Source organism: Pantoea sp. AS-PWVM4, assembly GCF_000468095.1.
In the GTDB taxonomy this organism is placed as follows: Bacteria; Pseudomonadota; Gammaproteobacteria; order Enterobacterales; family Enterobacteriaceae; genus Pantoea; species Pantoea phytobeneficialis.
Genome location: NZ_ASZC01000008.1, coordinates 32,818 through 56,301 on the forward strand (window position 1 = coordinate 32,818; position 23,484 = coordinate 56,301).

General features: G+C 53.6%; 22 protein-coding genes. 16 read left to right on the plus strand and 6 right to left on the minus strand.

What is annotated here, in order from left to right:
- Both ubiC and ubiA read left to right on the plus strand, forming a co-directional pair.
- Positions 1-513: a chorismate lyase gene (ubiC, locus tag L579_RS09715; protein WP_021184075.1), complete on the plus strand. Its 513-nt coding sequence runs from the start codon at positions 1-3 to the stop codon at positions 511-513.
- An 11-nt stretch (positions 514-524) separates the two neighbouring features.
- Positions 525-1,409, plus strand: coding sequence for a 4-hydroxybenzoate octaprenyltransferase (gene ubiA, locus L579_RS09720; RefSeq protein ID WP_021184076.1), 885 nt, complete (start codon positions 525-527; stop codon positions 1,407-1,409).
- A 74-nt stretch (positions 1,410-1,483) separates the two neighbouring features.
- On the opposite strand, the gene plsB is transcribed toward ubiA, so the two are convergent.
- On the minus strand, positions 1,484-3,907 hold the full coding sequence (plsB, locus tag L579_RS09725) for a glycerol-3-phosphate 1-O-acyltransferase PlsB (RefSeq protein WP_021184077.1): 2,424 nt from the start codon (positions 3,905-3,907) through the stop codon (positions 1,484-1,486).
- A 125-nt stretch (positions 3,908-4,032) separates the two neighbouring features.
- On the opposite strand from plsB, the gene L579_RS09730 reads away from it, so the two are divergent.
- The 4 genes from L579_RS09730 (at position 4,033) to L579_RS09745 (ending at position 6,914) form a co-directional block, all read left to right on the plus strand.
- A complete protein-coding gene (locus L579_RS09730) occupies positions 4,033-4,401 on the plus strand; it encodes a diacylglycerol kinase (protein ID WP_021184078.1) in 369 nt (122 codons plus the stop codon).
- A gap of 105 nt (positions 4,402-4,506) precedes the next feature.
- Positions 4,507-5,121, plus strand: a complete 615-nt coding sequence (gene lexA, locus L579_RS09735; RefSeq protein ID WP_021184079.1) for a transcriptional repressor LexA — start codon at positions 4,507-4,509, stop codon at positions 5,119-5,121.
- 90 nt (positions 5,122-5,211) lie between these two features.
- Positions 5,212-6,537 (plus strand): MATE family efflux transporter DinF, encoded by a 1,326-nt coding sequence (gene dinF / locus L579_RS09740; protein WP_021184080.1) that lies wholly within the window; start codon positions 5,212-5,214, stop codon positions 6,535-6,537.
- A 164-nt stretch (positions 6,538-6,701) separates the two neighbouring features.
- The gene (locus tag L579_RS09745) at positions 6,702-6,914 is read left to right on the plus strand and encodes a CsbD family protein (RefSeq protein WP_021184081.1); all 213 of its coding nucleotides are present in this window, start codon (positions 6,702-6,704) and stop codon (positions 6,912-6,914) included.
- A gap of 69 nt (positions 6,915-6,983) precedes the next feature.
- Here L579_RS09745 and zur read toward each other — a convergent pair whose 3' ends face one another.
- Positions 6,984-7,505, minus strand: a complete 522-nt coding sequence (gene zur, locus L579_RS09750) for a zinc uptake transcriptional repressor Zur (RefSeq protein WP_021184082.1) — start codon at positions 7,503-7,505, stop codon at positions 6,984-6,986.
- A 449-nt stretch (positions 7,506-7,954) separates the two neighbouring features.
- Between zur and L579_RS09755 the strand changes: the two genes are divergently transcribed.
- The 3 genes from L579_RS09755 to pspG all read left to right on the plus strand — a co-directional run bounded on the left by L579_RS09755 (position 7,955) and on the right by pspG (position 10,844).
- The gene (locus tag L579_RS09755; protein WP_021184083.1) at positions 7,955-9,205 is read left to right on the plus strand and encodes a conjugal transfer protein TraF; all 1,251 of its coding nucleotides are present in this window, start codon (positions 7,955-7,957) and stop codon (positions 9,203-9,205) included.
- A 98-nt stretch (positions 9,206-9,303) separates the two neighbouring features.
- Entirely contained in the window at positions 9,304-10,299 is a 996-nt protein-coding gene (gene dusA, locus L579_RS09760; RefSeq protein ID WP_021184084.1) for a tRNA dihydrouridine(20/20a) synthase DusA, read from the plus strand.
- Positions 10,300-10,577: 278 nt separating this feature from the next.
- Positions 10,578-10,844: an envelope stress response protein PspG gene (gene pspG, locus L579_RS09765; RefSeq protein ID WP_021184086.1), complete on the plus strand. Its 267-nt coding sequence runs from the start codon at positions 10,578-10,580 to the stop codon at positions 10,842-10,844.
- Between the two features lie 190 nt (positions 10,845-11,034).
- Here the strand turns inward: pspG and L579_RS09770 are convergent, their stop codons facing one another.
- Positions 11,035-12,018 (minus strand): quinone oxidoreductase, encoded by a 984-nt coding sequence (locus tag L579_RS09770; RefSeq protein WP_021184087.1) that lies wholly within the window; start codon positions 12,016-12,018, stop codon positions 11,035-11,037.
- Between the two features lie 73 nt (positions 12,019-12,091).
- On the opposite strand from L579_RS09770, the gene dnaB reads away from it, so the two are divergent.
- The 6 genes from dnaB to L579_RS09800 all read left to right on the plus strand — a co-directional run bounded on the left by dnaB (position 12,092) and on the right by L579_RS09800 (position 17,097).
- Positions 12,092-13,498 carry a replicative DNA helicase gene (gene dnaB / locus L579_RS09775; protein WP_021184088.1) on the plus strand — a complete coding sequence of 469 codons (1,407 nt, stop codon included), beginning with the start codon at positions 12,092-12,094 and terminating at the stop codon, positions 13,496-13,498.
- A gap of 128 nt (positions 13,499-13,626) precedes the next feature.
- Complete coding sequence (locus tag L579_RS09780) at positions 13,627-14,118, plus strand: Lrp/AsnC family transcriptional regulator (RefSeq protein ID WP_021184089.1); 492 nt, start codon at positions 13,627-13,629, stop codon at positions 14,116-14,118.
- 228 nt (positions 14,119-14,346) lie between these two features.
- A complete protein-coding gene (locus L579_RS09785) occupies positions 14,347-14,961 on the plus strand; it encodes a YitT family protein (protein ID WP_013507496.1) in 615 nt (204 codons plus the stop codon).
- Between the two features lie 48 nt (positions 14,962-15,009).
- Positions 15,010-16,203 (plus strand): amino acid aminotransferase, encoded by a 1,194-nt coding sequence (locus tag L579_RS09790; protein WP_021184090.1) that lies wholly within the window; start codon positions 15,010-15,012, stop codon positions 16,201-16,203.
- Positions 16,204-16,327: 124 nt separating this feature from the next.
- Positions 16,328-16,744, plus strand: a complete 417-nt coding sequence (locus L579_RS09795; protein ID WP_013507498.1) for a secondary thiamine-phosphate synthase enzyme YjbQ — start codon at positions 16,328-16,330, stop codon at positions 16,742-16,744.
- Between the two features lie 2 nt (positions 16,745-16,746).
- Complete coding sequence (locus tag L579_RS09800; RefSeq protein ID WP_021184091.1) at positions 16,747-17,097, plus strand: MmcQ/YjbR family DNA-binding protein; 351 nt, start codon at positions 16,747-16,749, stop codon at positions 17,095-17,097.
- Here L579_RS09800 and L579_RS09805 read toward each other — a convergent pair.
- A complete protein-coding gene (locus L579_RS09805; protein ID WP_021184092.1) occupies positions 17,094-18,158 on the minus strand; it encodes an NAD(P)-dependent alcohol dehydrogenase in 1,065 nt (354 codons plus the stop codon). The genes L579_RS09800 and L579_RS09805 overlap by 4 nt on opposite strands.
- A gap of 221 nt (positions 18,159-18,379) precedes the next feature.
- On the minus strand, positions 18,380-21,208 hold the full coding sequence (uvrA, locus tag L579_RS09810) for an excinuclease ABC subunit UvrA (RefSeq protein ID WP_021184093.1): 2,829 nt from the start codon (positions 21,206-21,208) through the stop codon (positions 18,380-18,382).
- 214 nt (positions 21,209-21,422) lie between these two features.
- On the opposite strand from uvrA, the gene ssb1 reads away from it, so the two are divergent.
- Positions 21,423-21,962 carry a single-stranded DNA-binding protein SSB1 gene (ssb1, locus tag L579_RS09815; RefSeq protein ID WP_021184094.1) on the plus strand — a complete coding sequence of 180 codons (540 nt, stop codon included), beginning with the start codon at positions 21,423-21,425 and terminating at the stop codon, positions 21,960-21,962.
- Between the two features lie 81 nt (positions 21,963-22,043).
- On the opposite strand, the gene L579_RS09820 is transcribed toward ssb1, so the two are convergent.
- Positions 22,044-23,429, minus strand: a complete 1,386-nt coding sequence (locus tag L579_RS09820; protein WP_021184095.1) for an amino acid permease — start codon at positions 23,427-23,429, stop codon at positions 22,044-22,046.
- Positions 23,430-23,484: the final 55 nt, after the last annotated feature.

Genomic DNA, 23,484 nt, shown 5'->3' on the forward strand with positions numbered 1-23,484 from the left:
ATGTCTCAGGATGCGCTGGCGCAATTGCGCGCGCTACACTGGCTGCCTGCTTCTTCCCCGCTGCTAACCGCACCCTTGCTCGACTGGCTAATGGAAGAAGACTCGATGACACGACGCTTTGAGCAGCATTGCCAGCAAGTCACGGTGCAACTGGTACGTGAAGCCTTTATTGATGCCGGTGAACTGCAAGAGGAAGGGGATTTGCTACCCGCAGATCAGCGCTTCTGGCTGCGAGAAATTTTGTTATGCGGCGATGGTGTGCCCTGGCTGGCTGGCCGCACCCTGGTGCCGGAAAGCACGCTTAATGGCCCTGAGCAGATGCTACAGCAGCTTGGTACACGCCCACTCGGGCGCTATCTGTTTGCCGACTCTACCCTGACGCGAGATTTTATCGATCCGGGTCAGGTCGGTGCGCTGTGGGGACGGCGTTCCCGTTTACGCCTCTCCGGCAAACCGCTGTTGTTAACTGAACTGTTTTTACCGGCGTCGCCACTTTATCGCGCGCTGGATTAAGGATAAGGATTGTGCAAAAGACCCTGGGAATAAATAAATTACAGGCCTACAGCCGCCTGATGCGCATTGATAAACCGATTGGCACGCTGCTGCTGCTGTGGCCAACGCTGTGGGCGCTGTGGTTATCTGGCATGGCGATTCCTCCACTCCCGGTGCTGCTGGTGTTTGTGTTGGGTGTCATTGTGATGCGTGCTGCGGGTTGCGTCATTAATGACTACGCCGACCGTAAAGTCGATGGACATGTGAAACGTACCGCTGCACGCCCGCTGGCGAGTGGGCTGGTGACGGAAAAAGAAGCGAAGCTGCTGTTTGTGGGCTTAGCGCTGCTGGCGTTTTTGCTGGTGCTGACCATGAATCGCATGACGATTATGTTGTCAGTGGTGGGGCTGGCGCTGGCCTGGGTTTATCCCTTCATGAAGCGTTATACCCATCTGCCACAGGTGGTGCTGGGCGCTGCTTTTGGCTGGGCCATTCCCATGGGTTGGGCGGCAGTTAGTGAGTCCTTACCTTTAGTCTGCTGGCTGGTGTTTATTGCCAACCTGTGCTGGACGGTCGCGTACGATACACAATACGCTATGGTGGATCGGGACGATGATTTAAAGATAGGCGTGAAATCGACGGCCATTCTGTTTGGTCGCTATGACAAGTTGATCATCGGCTTGTTGCAGCTGGCAACGCTGGGTCTGATGGTGCTGGTGGGGATGCTGCTGAATCTGAATGGCGCGTTTTACTGGTCGCTGCTGTTAGCGGCAGGCTTGTTTGTCCATCAGCAGAAGTTGATTGCTCAACGCGAGCGCGAACCCTGCTTCCAGGCATTCCTGAATAACAACTACGTTGGTCTGGTGCTGTTTATCGGTATTCTGTTGAATACTCAGCCGTTTATCGATTTGCTGTAGCAGCGCGATTTTTCGTGCGATTGTTGAAGTAAAAAAGCCGTCATCCAGTGGATGACGGCTTTTTCATTAGCACCTTAATCGTGAGCGACTGCACTCTCGATGGTCAGACGCACATCGCTGGTCACCAACTCGGCCAGCATTTGCCACATGGCCTGTGTCTGCTCTGGATCGGCATCGCCACCGTCGCTGATATAGCTTTCATCGCGCAGGGTCAGCACCAGCGCGGTGAACACCGCTTTATCAAAGAACTCAGGGGCATTGATGCCGTGCAGCACCGACAAACGCTGTGCCAGTGTACGGCTCTCTTTTTCCAGCGTGCCACGGCTGATAGTGGGTTTCGCACTGAGAATCGAGAAGGTGATGGCAAAACGCTGGAGCGTTTCACGGATACCCGCCGCCAGTAGCTGTAGCGTGCGATAGCGCGCGGTGGTCATTTGTACCTGACCGTTTTGTTGCGTGATCAGACCCTGACGCGCCATCTCGTTACACAGCGATTGAATCAGCTCAGGCAACTCATTGTTGCTCCAGCGCAGGAACAGTTCACTCTTCAGCATCGGATAGACCAGCGCGACCTGACGCAACAATTCAGCTTCACTGATTTCACGATGCTGCTGCACAATCGCGGCAATCAGCGACGGCATCACCAGCATGTGTTGAATGTTGTTGCGATAGTAGGTCATCAACACCGCCTGTTCACGCGGCAGGATGATGATGTCACCGATATTATCCTGCTCAGTCTCGAACTTATTCATGCCCATCGCGTGATCCAGCAGGGCTTCAGCGCTGAGATTCGGCACCGTGGCTTCCGGTGAGTAGGGCACATTGCGCAGCAATTGGGTGTAGCACTCCAGTTGCTCAATGAGCTGCTCGCGGGTCAGCGAACGCTGACGAGAAGCCAGTAGCGCGGTGACGCACAGGTTCATGGCATTGGCGGCACCCGCATCGTTAATCCGCACCATCAGGCGGTTGGCGATGTCATTCACTGCGGGGTTCATCCACGTCTGACGCTGAGGTTCGATCGGATCAATCGCCTCGCGCCATTCCGGCACATGTTTGTTCAGATAGTTCACCAGCGGCAGGGGTTCACCGAAGTTCACATAACCCTGGCCAAGATTGCGCAGCTTACGCAGGCCGCGCACCATCTGCATAAAGCCTTCTTTCTCTTTCGCTGCACCACGCAGTTCTTTGGCATAGGTGCCGACTTCCATCACATGTTCGTAGCCAATATAAATCGGCACGAAGGTGATAGGACGGCTACCGCCGCGCAGCAATGCCTGCAACGTCATCGACAGCGTGCCGGTTTTTGGTTCCAGCAAGCGGCCAGTACGTGAGCGCCCGCCTTCCACAAAGTATTCAACCGAATAGCCGCGATTAAACAACTCGCCCAGATATTCACGGAAGACCGTAGAGTAAAGCTTGTTACCCTTGAAGGTACGGCGAATAAAGAACGCGCCAAGGCGACGGAAAATCGGCCCGGCGGGCCAGAAATTCAGGTTGATACCTGCGGCGATGTGCGGCGGCACCAGTCCCTGATGGTAGAGAACGTAGGAAAGCAGCAAGTAATCCATGTGGCTACGATGGCAGGGGACATAAACGATCTCATGTCCATCCTGTGCCAACTGGCGCACACGCTCGCCACCATTCACGTTGATCCCCTGATAGAGACGACTCCACATCCAACCCATCACGCGATCGGTGACGCGGATAGCTTCATACGAGAAGTCGGCAGCAATCTCTTCCATCAATTCGACGGCGTTTTGCTGTGCTTTCTCGTGGGAAATCTTTTTGCTGCGCGCCTCATCTTCCACCGCTTTTTCAATCGCTTTCGATTGCAGCAGCTTATTAAACAGATCCTGACGGGCGGGCAAGCGCGGGCCAATCGCAGCCAGACGCTGGCGGGCAAAGTGGATCCGTGCCACGCGTGCCAGTTTCTGGGCTATCGACTTATCCGTACCGTGTTCGGTCGCCATCTGGCGCAGTGAAACGGTCGGCGAAAAGCGCACAAAACTATCGCGACCATGCCAGAGAATGGCGAAGAATTTCTGCACACCGTTCAGAATACGCAGGTGAGGGGTGGATTCCCCCTGAACTTCACGTCCTGGTGCACGTCCAAACATCACCGATACTGGCAGCATCTGTACATCCAGTTCCGGGTTGCTGCGGTGCAGATCAAGGTAGTCATGAAACAGCTTTACGGACTCCAGGTTCGGCACGAAATACGGGAAAACACGCGGTCCATCGTGGATAAACACATGTCGCGGCAACAATGAGCCGTCAATTTCCAGCGGTGCGAGCGGATCGGGCAGATCGTGTTTCAGACACTGCGAACGCAGTGTGAGGAGATCGGCCTTGGAGTCATAAGGCAGTACATACAGGATAGGCCGCGTCGGATCCAGTCCATGCTCGGACACGGGATCGGCGGGAATAGCCTTACTCTTTACCAAAATGGAGAGTGGTAAATTCAATAATTTATAATAAAGTTTACGCCAACCTGACATAGACAACTTCAAGCCTCTTGTTAGCAAAGCGCGGCAAGCATACCAGAATGCGCCGCGAAAATCTGTGGCTGCACCACTCCGGCTGCCCAGACATTGACGTCAAAACGAGTAAAGGGTTCAACGACATGGCAAATAACGTCACCGGTTTTCTCAGGATAGTGAAAGCAGCCGGTTATTCCTGGCAGGGATTGCGCGCTGCCTGGACACATGAAGCAGCGTTTCGCCAGGAAGCCATTGCCGCATTAGTGGCAATTATAGTGGCGTGCTGGCTGGATGTTGATGCTATTTCCCGCGTACTCATGATTGGTTCCGTGGTGCTGGTGATCATTGTGGAGATCCTGAATAGCGCCATTGAAGCCGTGGTCGACCGCATTGGTCAGGAACGCCATCCGCTGGCTGGACGCGCGAAAGACATGGGATCGGCCGCTGTGTTGCTGGCTATTTTACTGGCGCTGTTTGTCTGGATCGCGCTGCTTTGGTCACATTTGCGATAAGGATTCCGGATTCATCAACTCGCTGATTTTTCCCTCAGTTTTGGTTTCCATTTCACCAATACCTGTATATACTCACAGCGACTGTATAAACAACCAGGGGGCGGGATGAAAGCGTTAACCAGCAGGCAGCAACAGGTCTATGATCTGATTCGCGACCATATTAACCAGACGGGCATGCCGCCAACGCGTGCGGAAATTGCTTCGCAGCTGGGCTTCCGCTCACCTAATGCGGCAGAAGAACACCTGAAAGCATTAGCGCGTAAAGGCGTTATTGAGATCGTTTCCGGCGCTTCGCGCGGCATTCGTTTATTAATGGAAGAAGAAGCCAGTGAGGGGCTGCCATTGGTTGGCCGTGTCGCTGCGGGTGAACCTTTGCTGGCGCAGGAGCACATTGAAGCGCACTACCAGGTCGATGCTAACCTGTTCAAACCCAGCGCTGATTTCCTGCTGCGTGTCAGCGGCATGTCGATGAAAGATATCGGCATTATGGATGGCGATCTGCTGGCGGTACACAAAACACAGGAAGTGCGTAACGGCCAGGTTGTCGTCGCACGTATCGATGACGAAGTCACGGTGAAGCGCTGGAAAAAGCAGGGCGCAATTGTGCAATTGCTGCCGGAAAACAGCGACTTCCAGCCGATTGTTGTCGATACCCGCGAACAATCCCTGACGGTCGAAGGGCTGGCGGTAGGTATTGTGCGCAACGGCGAGTGGCTCTGATACCTTGATTCCCCCCGCTACGGCAGCCTTCTGTGCTGCCGTGGTTTTATTCTCTGACAAGACGGTAGTGCAGCAAACCGGGACGGGCTGATGCAGCTGTTTTCCTCCTCTGACAAAGCACTCTGGCGGCTGGCGCTGCCTATGATTCTCTCCAATATCACTGTTCCGCTACTTGGCGTGGTTGATACCGCCGTCATTGGTCATCTCGATAGTCCCATTTATCTCGGCGGTGTGGCGGTTGGCACCACGGCGACCAGTTTCATCTTTATGTTGCTGCTGTTTTTACGTATGAGCACCACCGGGCTGACTGCTCAGGCATTTGGTGCTGGCAACAAAAAGGCACTGGCTCGGGCGCTTACCCAGCCTTTACTCATTGCCCTGGTGGCCGGTGTGCTGTTTATTTTGCTGCGCACGCCAGTCAGTAATCTGGCAGCGGTGCTGATGGGTGGCAGCCAGGAGGTCCAACAGCAGGCGCAATTGTTCATTCAGATTCGCTGGCTGAGCGCTCCCGCCACGCTGGCAAACCTGGTTATCCTCGGTTGGTTGTTGGGGGTGCAATATGCGCGTGCGCCAGTGGTGCTACTGGTGGTGGGGAATTTGGTCAATATCCTGTTGGATCTGGCGTTTGTGTTGGGGCTGCATTGGGGCGTAGCAGGTGCCGCAGCAGCAACGGCACTGGCTGAATATACGACCCTTGCCGTCGGATTATGGATGGTGGCGCGTGTATTGAAGCTGCGCGGAATTGATTTGGCGATGCTGCGGGAGAGTTGGCGCGGTGATGCTGCTCGTCTGTTTCGCCTCAATCGCGACATTATGCTGCGCTCCTTCCTGCTACAAATCTGCTTTGCTTCCCTGACGATACTCGGTGCACGTATTGGCCCGGATGTGGTAGCAGTCAATGCGGTGCTGTTGATGTTTCTGACTTTCACCGCGTATGCACAGGATGGCTTTGCTTATGCGGTTGAAGCGTGTTCTGGTGAAGCCGTCGGTGCCAAAGATCGCAGCCGGCTATTGCTCATCTGGCATGCTGCCTGCCGTCAGGCGGGGTTGGTCGCGCTGCTGTTTGCGGCGATTTATGCGTTATTTGGCACCCATATCGTGGCCCTGCTGACTTCACTGGAAGCATTACGCGATGCGGCCGATCGCTATCTGCTATGGCAGGTGGTGATGCCGTTAGTGGGCGTGTGGTGCTACCTGTTGGATGGCATGTTTATCGGGGCAACGCGCGGCCGGGAAATGCGTAACAGCATGGCGCTGGCGGCGCTCGGTTATGGCCTGTCATTACTGACGCTTCCCTGGTTAGGTAATCATGGATTGTGGCTGGCGGTGACGGTGTTTCTGGCCGTGCGTGGAATAACGCTCTGGTGGGTCTGGCGTCGTCACTGGCGTCATGACAGCTGGTTTACAAACAGTTAACTATGATGCTTTGAATACAGAATAATCCGTAAGTGTGCTAACCATTCCGCAATGTCTACTATAATTATCCTTATCAGCGCGAATGAGTAGCGCTTTATGTTGGTTTTACCCGCTGAGCGTTGGGTATTCCACCACTATCACTCGACATAACATGGAGAAAGGTTATGAACAAAGACGAAGTGAGCGGAAACTGGAAACAATTCAAAGGGAAAGTGAAAGAAAAATGGGGCAAGCTGACGGATGACGATATGACGGTCATTGAAGGGAAACGCGATCAGCTTGTCGGGAAAATTCAGGAACGCTACGGCTACGCAAAAGATCAGGCCGAGCGAGAAGTTAAAGACTGGGAAAGTCACAACAAGGATTATCGCTGGTAACGGACCCGTTTAAGGACGATGCTCCTGCCCTCCGATCGTGATGATCGGGCTGGCACAGGGATGTGCCATCTATCCTTTTTTACCCCGCTTCTTACTTTCCACCTGATGATCGTGCTCACAGCTTTCGTGATGCGTACAGGCTTCTACTTCAACACAATTTTCACACAGACCGTGTGCTTCTATGACGCTGTGTCGCAAGGAAAAACCGGCCTGTTCGGCCAGGCCTGCAATGATCTTTTCCACGCCATGCGCGTGCTTTTCACTGACTGCGGCACAACGATCGCACACCAGCATGACTGAGGTATGTGCCGGTTCATCGAAATGATGGCAAACCACGTAGCTGTTATTGGACTCCACACGATGGATGAAACCCTGCTCCAGCAGGAAGTCCAGTGCACGGTAAATAGTGGGGGGTTTTGCCTGGGGCTCACTGACACGCAACTGATCCAGCAAATCATAGGCGCTGATCGATCCATTCTGCTCTGCCATCAGGCGCAGCACCTCGGCGCGTTGTGAGGTCAGACGTACACCGCGTTGCAGACAGAGTGTCTCCGCCTGAGTAAGCAGTTGGTCGGGCGACAGATTTGACATAAGCGTTCTCCAGGTTGCGAGTGATGTTATTTTATCACACAAATTTTTACGCTGCTGTGATTGCTTTTTCTTCTTAACTCTCTCAGTAAAATTTCATTTTTTCATCGGGTTAGCCGCGCAATTTTCCGCAGACTCTTCTCACCCTGCCATCATTGATTCTGCTTGCTCTGACCTCATTACGGAGGCTTATCATTTTTTGCTTTGCAACTCACCGACTTAGCGACTAAGGTTCAAAAGGTCTTAAGTAATATCTGGTCTTAATTTAAGTGCCGTTTATTTTTTTGCATAAATACACGACAGATTGACGCATCAGTAGTCAATTCTGCGAATAGCAGTGCTATTTCCTTTCATTTCACAGCAATAAATCGTTAGCCCAGGTTCACAATAAGGGGCTGGTAAATTGTTTCGTCGATGACGTGGTCACGACTTTTAAAGGTGATGGCAGGCAAATGGTGAAGACATTATTCAGACGCAAAAGTGTTGGTTATATTGTTGTTTTGAATGCAGTATTTCTTTCCTCTTCGGCCCTGGCCGCAGGTACCTGGTACGACGCTCGTAACGATGCAATGGGGGGGACAGGGGTCGCTTCTTCCACCTGGAGTTCTGCGGTACTGGCAAACCCGGCTTTGATGACCAAAGCAAAACCTGATGATGACGTGAGTATTATTTTCCCTTCAGCTGGGATACAGGTTACTGATAAAGACAAACTGATTAATCGTGTTGATGACATCACGGACACCGTCGACCGTTATCAGAACGTGATTGATAACTTAACCTTCCAGGACTACCTCAACGGCTATCCAGAACTTAAAGCCGCGGCGGGTGATATGGCAAACCAGTTGCGCGATCTGCGTGGCAACAAAGCAGACGGCTCAGCAGGCGTTGCGCTGGCTGTTACGGTGCCCAATGAAACGCTGCCCTTCGCGTTTGTCACCAAAGCCTACGGTACTGCACACATCCGTGCGAACGTGTCACAAAGCGATATTGATTATCTGCAAGGGGTTGCGGATGGCACTGTCATTCCAGTGCCGGGTGATGAGGATAAGTTGACCTCCAGCGCCAACGGTCTGGCGGCGTTAGTGACCGATTACGGTATTGCTATGGCGCATCAGTTCAGCATTGCCGGGCATCCTGTCTCTGTAGGGATTACGCCGAAACTGCAAAAAACCTGGCTGTATAACTACACCGCCAGCGTGTACAACTACGATAAAAGCGATATCAACAACAGCCGCTACCGCAGCTCAGATACCGGTTTTAACGTTGATGCAGGTATCGCAACGGACTTTGCCGATAACTGGACGTTCGGCCTGACTGGCCAGAACCTGATTTCACGCGATATCGATACCAAAGAAGTGAATGGCTACCGTGATACGTACCAAATCCGTCCACTGGTCACCACCGGTCTGGCCTGGAACTATGGTGCCTTCACACTGACTGGCGATGTCGATTTGACACAAACCAAGCGTTTTAAATCGGAAGACAGCAGTCAATATGTTGGAGTCGGTGGGGAATATCGTGTACTGGACTGGCTGCAATTGCGGGCTGGTTATCGTGCGGATATGAAGTCAAATGACGCCAACGTGTTCACCGCCGGTTTTGGTGTGTCACCGTTTAACAATACCGTGCACCTTGATTTGGCCGGTTCGGTTGGCGACGACAATACCTGGGGTGCGATGTTGCAGCTCGGCTTTAATTTCTGATGTCTCTGCTTCATCCTGACGGGCGGCTGTGTCGCCCGTCAATCCTGTGATATCATTGCGCAGAATCTCATCACTTAACCCCGGATTTACTGCGTTTCATGACCGATACCTTCTCTTCGCAACGTTTTTCTATTGCCCCAATGCTCGACTGGACCGATCGTCACTGTCGTTATTTTCACCGTCAGCTGAGTGGTGACACGCTGCTTTACACCGAAATGGTGACAACCGGCGCGATCATTCATGGCAAGGGTGATTATCTGGCTTTTAGCGAGGATGAACATCCGGTTGCGCTGCAACTGGGTGGCAGCGATCCAGCAGCCCTGGCGCAGTGCGCGCAACTGGCGGAAGCGCGTGGTTACGATGAGATCAACCTTAATGTCGGCTGCCCGTCCGATCGCGTGCAGAATGGCCGTTTTGGTGCCTGTCTGATGGGAGAAGCGGCGCTGGTGGCGGATTGCATTAAAGCGATGCGTGACGTGGTAAGCATTCCGGTGACGGTGAAAACCCGTATCGGTATTGACGATCAGGATAGCTACGCCTTCTTGTGCGATTTCGTTGGCACTGTCGCACAGCAGGGTGGCTGCGACACGTTTATCATCCACGCCCGTAAAGCCTGGTTGTCGGGTCTTAGCCCAAAAGAGAACCGCGAGATCCCCCCGCTTGATTATCCGCGCGTCTATCAACTGAAACGTGATTTCCCCCATCTGACTATGGCGATCAATGGGGGGATCAAAACGCTGGAAGAGGCGAAAATCCACCTGCAACATATGGATGGCGTGATGATGGGGCGTGAAGCCTATCAGAATCCGGGCATTCTGACGCAGGTTGACCGTGAGTTGTTTGGTCGTGATACGCCAGCCGTAGATCCCGTGGCCGTGGTACGTAGCATGTATCCGTATATCGAGGCGGAACTGGCGAAAGGGACTTACCTTGGTCACGTCACGCGCCATATGTTGGGCCTGTTCCAGGGCATTCCGGGCGCACGCCAGTGGCGACGTTATCTTAGCGAAAATGCCCACAAACCGGGCGCTGATGTTCGCGTGCTGGAAGCGGCGCTGGCGCTGGTGGCGGATAAAATTCCCCTGGAAGCCTGATTTTTTTCTCCGTAGCGGCGCGATTTATCGCGCAATTTCGTGCGCGTTGCAGGAAAAAAACGCGCAATTTCGTGCGCGTTGCAGGAAAAAAACGCGCGATTAATCGCGCCGCTACGGGGATGGTTCTACGGTTTTATTCACACCAAAATTTGGTGAATTTCACTATTCCCGCCATATGCCCTGAATAATACTTATAATAATTTCAACGTCTTAGTAAGGTTTGCGAGTTGGCACGCATCTTGTAATGCACTTCCTGTAACCTACACAGGAGAACCTTCGTGGAAATATTATTTGTTATCGGCTTTTTTCTCATGCTGTTGCTGACCGGTGTGTCGCTGCTGGGCGTGATTGCCGCGCTGATTGTTGCAACGGTGCTGATGTTCCTCGGCGGGTTGTTTGCACTTGTTATTAAATTGTTGCCGTGGCTGGTGTTGGCGGTGGTGGCTGTCTGGGTGTATCGCGCTTTTACCACGCCGCAGGGTGAAGTGAAGCTGAATCGACTGAAAAGAAAAATCAGTAAGTTAGAGAGAAACGGCTGGCGCTAAATGCGGAGGCGATCACAGAGTTGGCAATGCTTAGTCCAAATCTGCAATTAAACATATTTTTTACTTATGTTTTCTGTCAGGATGTTTGCCGTTGAGTCGAAACAAATTCATCGCCGCTGTCCCTACACCAGCGCGAACTATAAAAAAGAAAAAGGGGCTTCCTACGGGAAGCCCCGTTTGCTTTATGGCGTCAGGGAATCAGCAGACTTGAGCCTTGCGTCGCGCGGCTTTCCAGCACCTTATGCGCCTGAGCCGCATCGCGTAACGCGAATTTCTGCTGTTCCGGCACATTGATTTTAATCGCATGGCTGGCAATCAGTGAAAACAGCTCAGCACTGGCGTGGTCGAGTTCTTCGCGGTTGGTGATATAACCAAACAATGAAGGACGGGTGACAAACAGCGACCCCTTCTTGTTCAGAATGCCCAAATCGACACCGGTGACCGGACCGGACGCATTACCAAAACTCACCATCAGACCGTGGCGACGCAGACTATCCAGTGACGCTTCCCAGGTATCTTTACCTACTGAGTCATACACCACAGCCACTTTTTTGCCGTTGGTCAGTTCACTCACCCGTTGCGCAATATTCTCGTCGCGATAGTTAATGGTGGCCCATGCGCCCGCCTCTTTGGCGATTTGCGCTTTTTCAGCGGAGCCTACGGTACCAATCAGGTGCGCGCCCAGCGCTTTCGCCCACTGGCAGGCAATCAGACCGACACCGCCCGCTGCGGCATGGAACAGGAATGTCTCATCCGCTTTGACCTTATAAGTCTGACGCAACAGATATTGTACGGTCAGGCCCTTCAGGAACGAGGCGGCTCCCTGCTCGAAGCTGATGCGTTCAGGCAGAATCACCAGACGATCTTCATGCACATTGTGCAACTCGCTGTACGCACCGAGCGCCGACTGGCAATACACCACGCGATCGCCCACTTTAAAGCGTGTAACGGCAGAACCGACTTTTTTCACTACGCCTGCCGCTTCCGTACCCAGACCAGAAGGTTTCGCTGCCACCGGATACAATCCGCTACGTACATAGGTATCGATATAGTTAATACCGATTGCCCGATTTTCCACCTGGACTTCATGTTCAGCGGGGTCGGCAAGTTCAAAATCCACCCATTGCAGTACTTCAGGGCCGCCATGTTCGTTGAACTGAATACGCTTTGCCATTCTGACTCCTGTGATTGTTCATCCTGTGACGTTATACTTGCCCGTCACTCTAAAGATCGGTAATGCATTCACTATGGCAGGAAATAAACCCACCAACAAATCGAACGAAACCCGCGACCGTCAACTGGAGGGCGTGAAAATGCCGCCGCATTCCATTGAGGCGGAGCAGTCGGTACTCGGTGGGTTGATGCTGGATAACGAGCGCTGGGATAACGTCTCCGAACGCGTAGTCGCTGAGGATTTCTTCAACCGCTCGCACCGGCTAATCTTCTCCGAAATGCAAAGTTTGCTGGAAGCCGGACAGCCTATCGACCTGATTACGCTGTCGGAATCGTTGGAAACGCGTGGCGAGCTGGAAATGGCGGGGGGCTTTGCCTATCTCGCCGAACTGGCAAAAAACACCCCGAGCGCGGCCAACATTGGTGCCTATGCTGACATCGTGCGCGAGCGTGCGGTGGTACGCGAAATGATCTCAGTGGCGAATCAAATCGCCGATGCCGGTTACGATCCGCAGGGGCGCAGCAGTGAAGATCTGCTCGATTTCGCGGAATCCAACGTCTTCAAGATCGCCGAGCAGCGCGCCAACAAAGATGAAGGCCCGAGGAATATCGAGCAAATCCTCGAAGCCACGGTATCGCGTATTGAATCGCTGGTTTCTACGCCGCACGATGGCGTCACCGGGGTGGACACCGGTTATCAGGATCTGAACAAAAAAACCGCCGGTTTGCAGGGTTCTGATCTGATTATCGTTGCGGCACGTCCATCGATGGGTAAAACCACCTTCGCCATGAACTTGTGCGAAAACGCCGCCATGCTGCAAGAAAAGCCGGTCCTGATTTTCAGTCTGGAAATGCCCAGCGAACAGATCATGATGCGTATGCTGGCGTCATTATCACGCGTGGATCAGACGCGTATCCGTACCGGTCAGCTGGAGGATGAGGACTGGGCACGTATCTCCGCTACTATGGGCATCCTGCTTGAGAAGAAGAACATGTACATCGATGATTCTTCCGGTCTGACGCCGACGGAGGTGCGTTCGCGCGCGCGCCGTATCTATCGTGAAAACGATGGTCTGAGCATGATCATGATCGACTACCTGCAATTGATGCGTGTGCCCTCACTGTCGGATAACCGTACGCTGGAAATCGCCGAAATATCACGCTCGCTCAAGGCGTTGGCGAAAGAACTGAATGTGCCGGTGGTGGCGTTGTCGCAGTTGAACCGCTCGCTGGAACAACGTGCCGATAAACGCCCGGTGAACTCGGATCTGCGTGAATCTGGCTCGATCGAACAGGATGCGGACCTGATCATGTTTATTTATCGTGATGAGGTTTATCACGAAAACAGCGATCTGAAAGGCATTGCTGAGATCATCATCGGTAAACAGCGTAACGGACCGATCGGCACAGTACGTTTGACCTTTAATGGTCACTGGTCGCGTTTTGATAACTACGCAGGCCCACAATACGACGACGAATAATCCTCTCCTCCCCTCTGCATGCACGATCTGTGCATGCATTTCACGTCATTGGAAAATAGTGTTGGACAACCCCGCCTTTAATCAGGTTATCTGTAGCAAAGCGCCCCCATTTACGCTCTGGAAGCAGCATGACTCAGGTAGACGATTACGACCTTAAAATATTGACATTATTACAATCTAACGGCCGCCTCACCAACCAGGAACTCAGTGATTTAGTGGGCCTTTCGGCGTCTCAATGTTCACGCCGACGCATCAATCTTGAACAGGCAAACCTGATTCTCGGTTATCACGCCCGCTTGTCGCCCGATGCCATCGGCCTCGGCATGGTGGGATTGATTGAGGTGCGGCTGATTAACCACACCCCTGATTATGAAGAGAGTTTTCACCGTATGGTGGAACAGGAAACGGCCATCGTGGATGCGTTTAAAACCACGGGTGATGCGGATTATTTGCTGAAAGTTGCGGTAGCGGATCTGGCTTCACTCAGTGCCTTAATCAGCCAACTGGTGGGGGGGCATCAAAGTGTCGCCCATGTCAAAACCTCGGTGGTTTTGAGCCGTTTAAAAGAGAACGGTTTGATGATAATTTCTGAGCACAAAACGCGCCAAAAAAGTGCGTAATGTGCTAGTCTGGTGCAATTATTGCCGATTAAATGCAAAAAACGCGCACCAGATAACAGATTTGTGCATGGATTACTGATTTAGCCTCTGAGCCATGCACAAAAACCTGCAATAAAGCGCCTTAGTTATCAATTGGATAATCATTGGCACCCATCGGCGGCGACACGACGTCGCCGATGTGGTGCGTTTTTTGCATTTGAACCGCATCAATTGCAATGAGATAAATCCATGGATAACGTTGTTGAACCTACCAAGATTCCCCACTCCCGTATCGAAGATGCCCTGGCGATAGTGCTTGGCACGCTGATGGTTTCTTTCGGCGTGATCATGCTGAAGCAAGCGGGAGCGTTGACCGGCAGTTCCGCCGGTATAGCCTTCTTAATTAGCTATCTGACGCCACTTTCCTTCGGCAGCGCCTTTTTCCTGATTAACCTGCCATTTTACTGGCTGGCGGTGCGTCGTATGGGCTGGGAATTTACCCTGAAAACATTCTGCGCCGTGGGCCTGGTGTCACTGTTTACCCACCTGCACCCGTTGTTCATCCATTTTTCCTCATTAAATCCGTTTTATGCGACATTGTTCGGTAACGTGGTAATGGGGATTGGGTTTATAGTGTTGTTTCGTCACAAAGCCAGTCTGGGCGGCGTCAATATTCTGGCGCTCTGGTTGCAGGACCGCATCGGCCTGCGCGCTGGAAAACTGCAAATGGCGGTCGATACCTGCGTGGTGTTGGCTTCGTTGTTTGTCGTATCCGTACCCATGCTGCTTGCCTCGATAGCGGGCGCGGTGATCCTGAATCTGATCATCGCCATGAATCACCGCCCAGGCCGTTACAGGGTTTGACGATGCATCGTTACCTGACTTTTTTGACCAATCATGGAGATCTGCACCGTGTTTCAAAACGTTGATGCCTATGCCGGCGATCCGATTCTGTCGCTGATGGAAACCTTCAAACAGGACCAGCGCGCGAATAAAGTGAATCTGAGCATCGGCCTCTATTACAACGAGCAGGGCATCATTCCTCAGCTGCAGGCGGTTGCCGCAGCGGAAGAGCGCCTGCAAGCGGCACCGCATCAGGCTTCGCTTTATCTGCCGATGGAAGGTTTTGGTCCTTACCGTAACGCCATCGCACCATTGCTGTTCGGTCGCGAGCACCCGATGCTGAAGGCGGGCCGCATTGCCTCCATCCAGACGCTGGGTGGGTCAGGTGCGCTGAAAGTCGGTGCGGATTTCCTCAAACGTTACTTCCCGAACTCCAACGTTTGGGTCAGCGATCCTACCTGGGAAAACCACATTGCGATCTTCAACGGTGCCGGTTTTGAAGTCAGCACTTACCCGTGGTACGACGCAGAAACCAACGGTGTGAAATTCGATGCCTTTATTGCTGCGCTGAAAACCCTGCCGAAGCAAAGCATCGTGCTGCTGCATCCGTGCTGCCATAACCCAACCGGTGCGGATTTGACTGATGCACAGTGGGACCAGACCGTTGAGGTGCTGAAAGCACAGGAACTGATCCCGTTCCTCGATATCGCTTATCAGGGCTTTGGCGCCGGTATGAACGAAGACGCCTATGCGATTCGTGGCGTGGCGGCTGCGGGTCTGCCAGCGCTGGTCAGCAACTCGTTCTCCAAAATCTTCTCACTTTATGGTGAGCGCGTCGGTGGACTCTCCATCGTTTGCGATAGCGCAGAAGAAGCAGGCCGTGTGCTGGGTCAGTTGAAAGCAACGGTGCGCCGTAACTACTCCAGCCCGCCGAACTTCGGTGCTCAGGTGGTTTCCTGTGTTCTGAACGATGAAGCGCTGCTGAACAACTGGTTGGCGGAAGTAGAAGCGATGCGTCTGCGTATTATCGAAATGCGTCAGGCACTGGTTGCGGTACTGCGTGAGAAGCTGCCGGGCCAGAACTTCGATTATCTGCTGAAACAGCGTGGCATGTTCAGCTACACCGGTCTGAGCGCGCAGCAGGTCGATCGTCTGCGTGACGAGTTCGGTGTCTACCTGATTGCCAGCGGTCGTATGTGTGTGGCGGGACTTAATAGCCGCAACGTACATCAGGTAGCTGAAGCCTTTGCTGCGGTGATGTAATCCATGATGAAGCCGCCAGCTTGATGCTGGCGGTTTTTTTTCGTCCAATTTCAGGCCGTTTTTTCCTTTACCTTTCGCCGTCATGCTGCACACTTAAACGGTGTGTTTAATTCAGGATTCAGGCATGTGGCACCAACAAACCTTAACGCTTAGCGCCAAACCACGCGGTTTTCATCTGGTCACCGACGAGATCGTCGGACAGCTACGCGCCCTGTCGGATGTGCGTATTGGTCAGCTGCATTTGTTGCTACAGCACACCTCCGCCTCACTGACCCTCAATGAAAATTGCGATCCCACGGTACGCAGCGACATGGAGCAACATTTTCTGCGTCATGTGCCAGAAAATGCCCCTTATCAACACGATTATGAAGGTGCAGATGATATGCCCGCGCACATTAAGTCATCGCTACTCGGCGTATCCTTGTTGTTACCGATTAGCCGTGGGCGGCTGATGTTGGGGACGTGGCAGGGGATCTGGCTCGGTGAACATCGGGTTCACGGCGGCGCGCGGCGCATTGTCGCCACCTTACAAGGGGAGTAAATATGAACACTTCGGATTTACTGACATATTGCATGAGCAAGCCGGGCGCAGAGCAGAGTGTGCACAGTGACTGGAAAGCTACGCAGATCAAAAGCGAGGGGATTTTATTTGCGATGGTGCATGAGGTAAAAGGGCGTCCGGCGGTTTCGTTGAAAGCCACCCCGGCACTGGCCGATTTATTGCGTGAAGAACATAGTGATGTGTTTCCTAGCGAGCATCTGAACAAGTCCCACTGGAGCACCCTGTGGCTGGACGGTTCGCTGAAAGATTCGCAGATTTACTACCTGGTGGATGCTTCCTGGCAACAGGCTGACGCCACACGCGCGGCGGGCGTCAGCCATGATGAGGATTAAGCGGCAGCTTCCTCACGTAGGGTGTTGATATCAATTACAAAACGGTATTTCACGTCGCTTTTCAGCATACGCTCATAGGCTTCGTTGATTTGGTTCATGGCGATCAGTTCGATATCGGAAGTGATACCGTGCTTGCCGCAGAAATCCAGCATTTCCTGGGTTTCAGCGATACCGCCAATCAGCGAGCCAGCGATGCTGCGACGTTTGAAGATCAGGTTAAACACCTGCGGTGCCGGGTGATCGTGCTCCGGTGCACCCACCAGCGTCATGTTGCCATCGCGCTTCAGCAGGGCAATAAACGGGTTGAGATCGTGCTGCGCCGCCACGGTGTTCAGGATGAAGTCAAAGCTGTTGAGGTGCTGGGCCATCTGATCCGCGTCCTTCGAGATCACCACTTCGTCAGCGCCAAGGCGTTTGCCGTCTTCAATTTTTGACGGTGACGTGGTGAACAGCACCACATGTGCTCCCATGGCATGCGCCAGCTTCACACCCATATGACCGAGGCCACCAAGGCCGACGATACCGACTTTCTGGCCCGGACCCACGTTCCAGTGACGCAGCGGTGAGTAGGTGGTGATACCGGCACACAGCAGCGGTGCAACACCTGCCAGGTCGAGGTTTTCCGGTACACGCAGCACAAAGCTTTCATCCACAACCATGCTGGTGGAGTAGCCGCCATAGGTGATGGCTTTGGTTTCGCGATCTTCACCGTTGTAGGTGCCAACAAAACCGTTTTCACAGTACTGCTCCAGACCTTCCTGGCAGCTCGGACAGCTACGGCAGGAGTCGACCATACAGCCCACGCCGACCAGATCACCCACTTTGTATTTATGAGTGTGTGCGCCTACCGCCGTCACGCGGCCAACGATTTCATGGCCTGGTACGACCGGGAAAATGGTGTTTTTCCATTCGTTACGCGCAGTATGAAGGTCAGAGTGGCAGACGCCGCAGTACAACACTTCAATCTGCACATCATGAGCGCGCAGCTCGCGAGGCTTATAGTCGAACGGAGCGAGTTTAGATTTCGCGTCCTGTGCGGCATAGGCATGCGTAATATTCATGGTGTCTCCAGTTAAGATGTGTCGTGAGTTTTTGCGGGGATCCCCTCCGCAAACGGAAGGGATAAAGGCGCTTGAGTACGCCAAAAAGGAACTGTGTAAGGATAGTCACCTGATGGGAAAGCGTATATGCCTGAAGATGTCTGATTCTTGCCTGTTTCTGCATTTCTCTGCGGGATCTGGCAGAAAGAATCAGGCCCGCAATCGCGGGCCTGAGGGAGAAATTACTTTTTTAACATTGGTTTAAGGAAGCGTGCCGTATGTGATTTTTCGCATTCCGCCACGGTTTCTGGCGTACCTGCCACCAGGATTTCGCCGCCGCCGCTGCCGCCTTCGGGGCCGAGATCGACGATCCAGTCAGCCGTTTTGATCACGTCGAGGTTGTGCTCAATCACCACGATGGTGTTGCCCTGATCGCGCAACTGATGCAGCACTTCCAGCAGTTGCTGGATATCAGCAAAGTGCAGGCCCGTGGTCGGCTCATCAAGGATGTACAACGTCTGGCCGGTACCGCGTTTCGACAGCTCTCGCGCCAGCTTCACGCGCTGCGCTTCACCGCCGGACAGCGTGGTGGCAGACTGGCCGAGGCGGATATAGGACAAGCCCACGTCCATCAGGGTTTGCAGCTTACGCGCCAGCGCAGGCACCGCATCAAAGAAGTCACGCGCTTCTTCGATGGTCATCTCCAGCACTTCATGGATGCTTTTGCCTTTGTATTTAATCTCCAGCGTTTCACGGTTATAACGTTTGCCTTTGCACTGATCGCAGGGGACGTAAATATCCGGCAGGAAGTGCATTTCAACTTTGATCACCCCATCGCCCTGGCAGGCTTCACAACGTCCACCACGCACGTTAAAGCTGAAGCGGCCTGGATTATAGCCACGCGAGCGCGACTCCGGCACACCGGCAAACAGTTCGCGCACCGGGGTGAAGATGCCGGTATAGGTCGCGGGGTTGGAACGCGGTGTACGACCGATCGGGCTTTGATCGATATCGATCACTTTGTCGAAATGTTCCAGACCGGCGATCTCGCGATAGGGTGCCGGTTCACCGCTGGTGGCACCGTTTAACTGGCGCTGAGCAATCGGGAACAGGGTATCGTTAATCAGTGTCGATTTACCGGAACCAGATACGCCGGTGATGCAGGTAAACAGACCGACCGGCACCGTCAGGGTCACGTCTTTCAGGTTGTTGCCGCGCGCCCCGGTCAACTTCAGCACCTTGGCGGGATCGCCTTTAACGCGTTCTTTCGGCACGGCAATTTCACGTTTGCCGCTCAGGTACTGGCCGGTAAGAGAATCTTCATGCGCCATGATGGCGTTGACGTCACCTTCCGCCACCACCTGGCCGCCATGCACCCCGGCGCCGGGGCCGATATCGATGATATGGTCGGCGGCACGAATCGCATCTTCATCGTGCTCCACCACAATCACCGTATTGCCGAGGTCACGCAGATGAATCAGCGTACTCAGCAGACGTTCGTTGTCGCGCTGATGCAGACCAATCGACGGTTCATCCAGTACGTACATCACCCCCACCAGACCCGCACCGATCTGGCTCGCCAGACGGATACGCTGTGCTTCACCGCCGGACAACGTCTCAGCAGAGCGCGACATGGAAAGATAATTCAGCCCGACGTTGACGAGGAAGCTCAGACGATCGCCAATCTCTTTCAGGACTTTTTCTGCAATTTTGGCGCGCTGGCCGCTCAGTTTGAGATCGCGGAAGAAATCCATTGCGTGGCCGATGCTCATGTCAGAGATGGTCGGCAGGTTGGTGTTTTCCACAAAGACGTGGCGCGCTTCACGGCGCAGACGGGTGCCCTCACAGCTGGCGCAGGCGCGGTTGCTGATAAATTTCGCCAGCTCCTCGCGCACCGCATTGGATTCCGTCTCTTTATAGCGGCGCTCCATATTGTGCAGCACGCCTTCAAACGGATGGCGGCGCACTGAGGTATCGCCACGGTCGTTGATGTATTTGAATTCGATGCTTTCTTTGCCAGAACCGTACAGAATCACCTGCTGTGCTTTGTCGCTCAGGCTGTTAAACGGTGCTTCGACATCGAAATCCAGATGCTCAGACAGCGAACGCAGCATCTGGAAATAGTAGAAATTACGGCGATCCCAGCCGCGAATCGCACCACCCGCCAGCGACAGCTCCGGGTTTTGTACTACACGATCGGGATCGAAATATTGCTGCACACCGAGGCCGTCACAGGTTGGACAGGCACCCGCCGGGTTATTGAACGAGAACAGACGCGGTTCGAGTTCGCGCATGCTGTAGCCGCACACCGGGCAGGCAAAGTTGGCGGAGAACAGCATCTCTTCGGCGCTGTTGTCGTCCATATCCGCGACAATCGCCGTGCCACCGCTTAATTCCAACGCGGTTTCGAACGATTCGGCTAAACGTGTCGCGAGGTCGTCACGGACGCGGAAGCGGTCAATCACCACCTCGATAGTATGCTTCTTCTGGAGTTCCAGCTTTGGCGGATCGGAGAGATCACAGACTTCACCATCGATACGGGCGCGGATATACCCTTGCGAGGCAAGGTTCTCCAGCGTTTTGGTGTGCTCGCCTTTACGATCCTTCACCACCGGAGCCAGCAACATCAGGCGACGGCCTTCTTCCTGTGCCAGCACCTGATCGACCATCTGGCTAACGGTTTGCGCCGCCAGGGTGACGTCATGATCCGGGCAGCGCGGCTCGCCAACACGGGCAAACAGCAGACGCAGATAGTCGTGGATTTCGGTAATGGTGCCGACCGTCGAGCGCGGGTTATGGGACGTGGATTTTTGCTCAATAGAGATGGCGGGCGAGAGACCTTCGATATGGTCAACGTCCGGTTTCTCCATTAAGGAAAGAAACTGGCGCGCATAGGCAGAGAGCGACTCCACATAGCGACGCTGACCTTCCGCGTACAGCGTATCAAACGCCAGAGAGGATTTACCGGAGCCTGACAGGCCGGTTACCACAATGAGTTTGTCGCGAGGGATGATCAGGTTGATGTTTTTCAAATTATGGGTGCGGGCACCACGAACTTCGATCTTATCCATTCACCTTTCCCGGATTAGCAGCACTCGCCGCGCCTTGCCGACAGCGGCCAGAAGAAACGCGTATTATGGCATAAAAAATAAACTGAATAAATATCCAGTATTTTGCGTTTTGATTGTGTATTCTGGAAGCCAGCTCGAAAGTGGGAACCGCGATCCAGACGTGCTAGAATTGATCGTTTAGTATTGACGCATTAACTCATCGGGAGACAGCAACATGGCCAGTCGTGGCGTTAACAAAGTGATTCTTGTCGGGAATCTGGGTCAGGATCCGGAAGTACGTTATATGCCAAATGGTGGCGCAGTTGCCAACATTACGCTGGCTACGTCAGAAAGCTGGCGTGACAAACAAACCGGTGAAAACAAAGAGATCACCGAATGGCACCGCGTGGTGCTGTTTGGCAAACTGGCGGAAGTGGCCGGTGAATACCTGCGTAAAGGTTCACAGGTCTACATCGAAGGCCAGCTGCGCACCCGTAAATGGCAGGACCAGGGCGGCCAGGATCGTTACACCACCGAGATCGTGGTAAACGTGGGCGGCACCATGCAGATGCTGGGTGGTCGTCAGCAGGGCGCCAGCACCGGCGGAGCACCGATGGGTGGCCAGGGTGGCGGCAACAACAACGGCTGGGGGCAACCACAGCAGCCGCAGGGCGGCAACCAGTTCAGCGGCGGTGCGCAGCAGCGTCCACAGCAGCAGAGCGCACCGGCGAACAACGAACCGCCGATGGATTTTGACGACGATATTCCGTTCTAAGATCGGAACACATTCAGACAGATTTTCGAAAGAGGCCGCAGGGCCTCTTTTTTATTTCATGCATTGCCATGCCAGGGACATTCAGTTGGCCGCTATCTTCTGATGCTGTGCTTCTGTGTTGCTCTTTTTTCTTAACCGATAGCTGACGGCCAGCACCAGCAGCCAAACGGGGATCAGCCAGACTGAAATCTCGATGCCAGGCGTCATAAACATAATCACCAGAATTCCGGCCAGGAACAGCAGACACAGGATATTGGTCAGAGGGTAGCCCAGGCTGGGGAAATGGGTTTTCTGTTTGGTGATACGCATGGCGCGGCGGAATTTCAGATGGGTGATACTGATCATCGCCCAGTTGATGACGAGTGCAGAGACCACCAGCGACATCAGCAGCTCGAAGGCTTTGCCCGGCATGAGGTAGTTAAGCAGCACACACAACGCAGTAACCAGCGCCGAGACGCTGAGGGCGTTAAAAGGAATACCGCGCCGATTAACTTTTAACAATGAGGCGGGAGCGTTCCCCTGTTTCGCCAGACCAAACAACATGCGGCTGTTGCTGAACACACAGCTGTTATAAACAGAAAGCGCAGCAGAAAGCACGACGGCGTTGAGCAACGTCGCGACCAGATTACTGTCAAGTGCGTGGAAAATCAGGACGAACGGACTACCCCCTTCCACCACTTTCTGCCACGGGTAGAGCGACAGCAACACCGCCAGCGCGCCAACATAGAATAGCAGGATGCGATAGATAACCTGGTTTGTGGCTTTCGGAATGCTTTTCTGCGGATTGTCGGCCTCGGCGGCAGTAATGCCGATCAGCTCCAGACCGCCGAATGAGAACATGATTACGGCCATTGCCATCACCAGTCCCTTGATTCCGTTAGGGAAGAACCCTCCATGCTGCCACAGATTTGCGACGCTCGCCTCGGGACCTCCGTGCCCGCTGGCGAGCAGCCAGGCACCAAAACCGATCATGCCGACAATCGCCGCGACTTTGATGATTGAAAACCAGAATTCGACCTCGCCATAAATTTTCACGTTGGTCATATTGATGGCATTGATCACGACAAAGAACACCCCGGCGGACACCCAGGTCGGGATTTCCGGCCACCAGTATTGGACGTAAATACCGACCGCGGTCAGCTCTGCCATGCTGACCAGTACGTAAAGCACCCAATAATTCCATCCTGCTACGAAGCCCGCAAAATTGCCCCAGTATTGGTTGGCAAAATGGCTAAACGAGCCAGCAACCGGTTCGTGAACCACCATCTCGCCGAGCTGGCGCATAATAAAGAAGGCGATCACGCCGGCAATCGCATAGCCCAGCAGGACCGACGGACCTGCCATTTTTATGGTTTGCGCAATGCCAAGAAACAGCCCGGTACCGATTGCGCCTCCCAGCGCAATCAGTTGAATATGGCGATTTTTCAAGCCTCTGTGCAGCTGACTTTCTGACTGGTGGTTGCCCATGTCTACTCCCGCAGGTATCAATATTTATCTACATGGGATTAGCAATTCCTGGGCC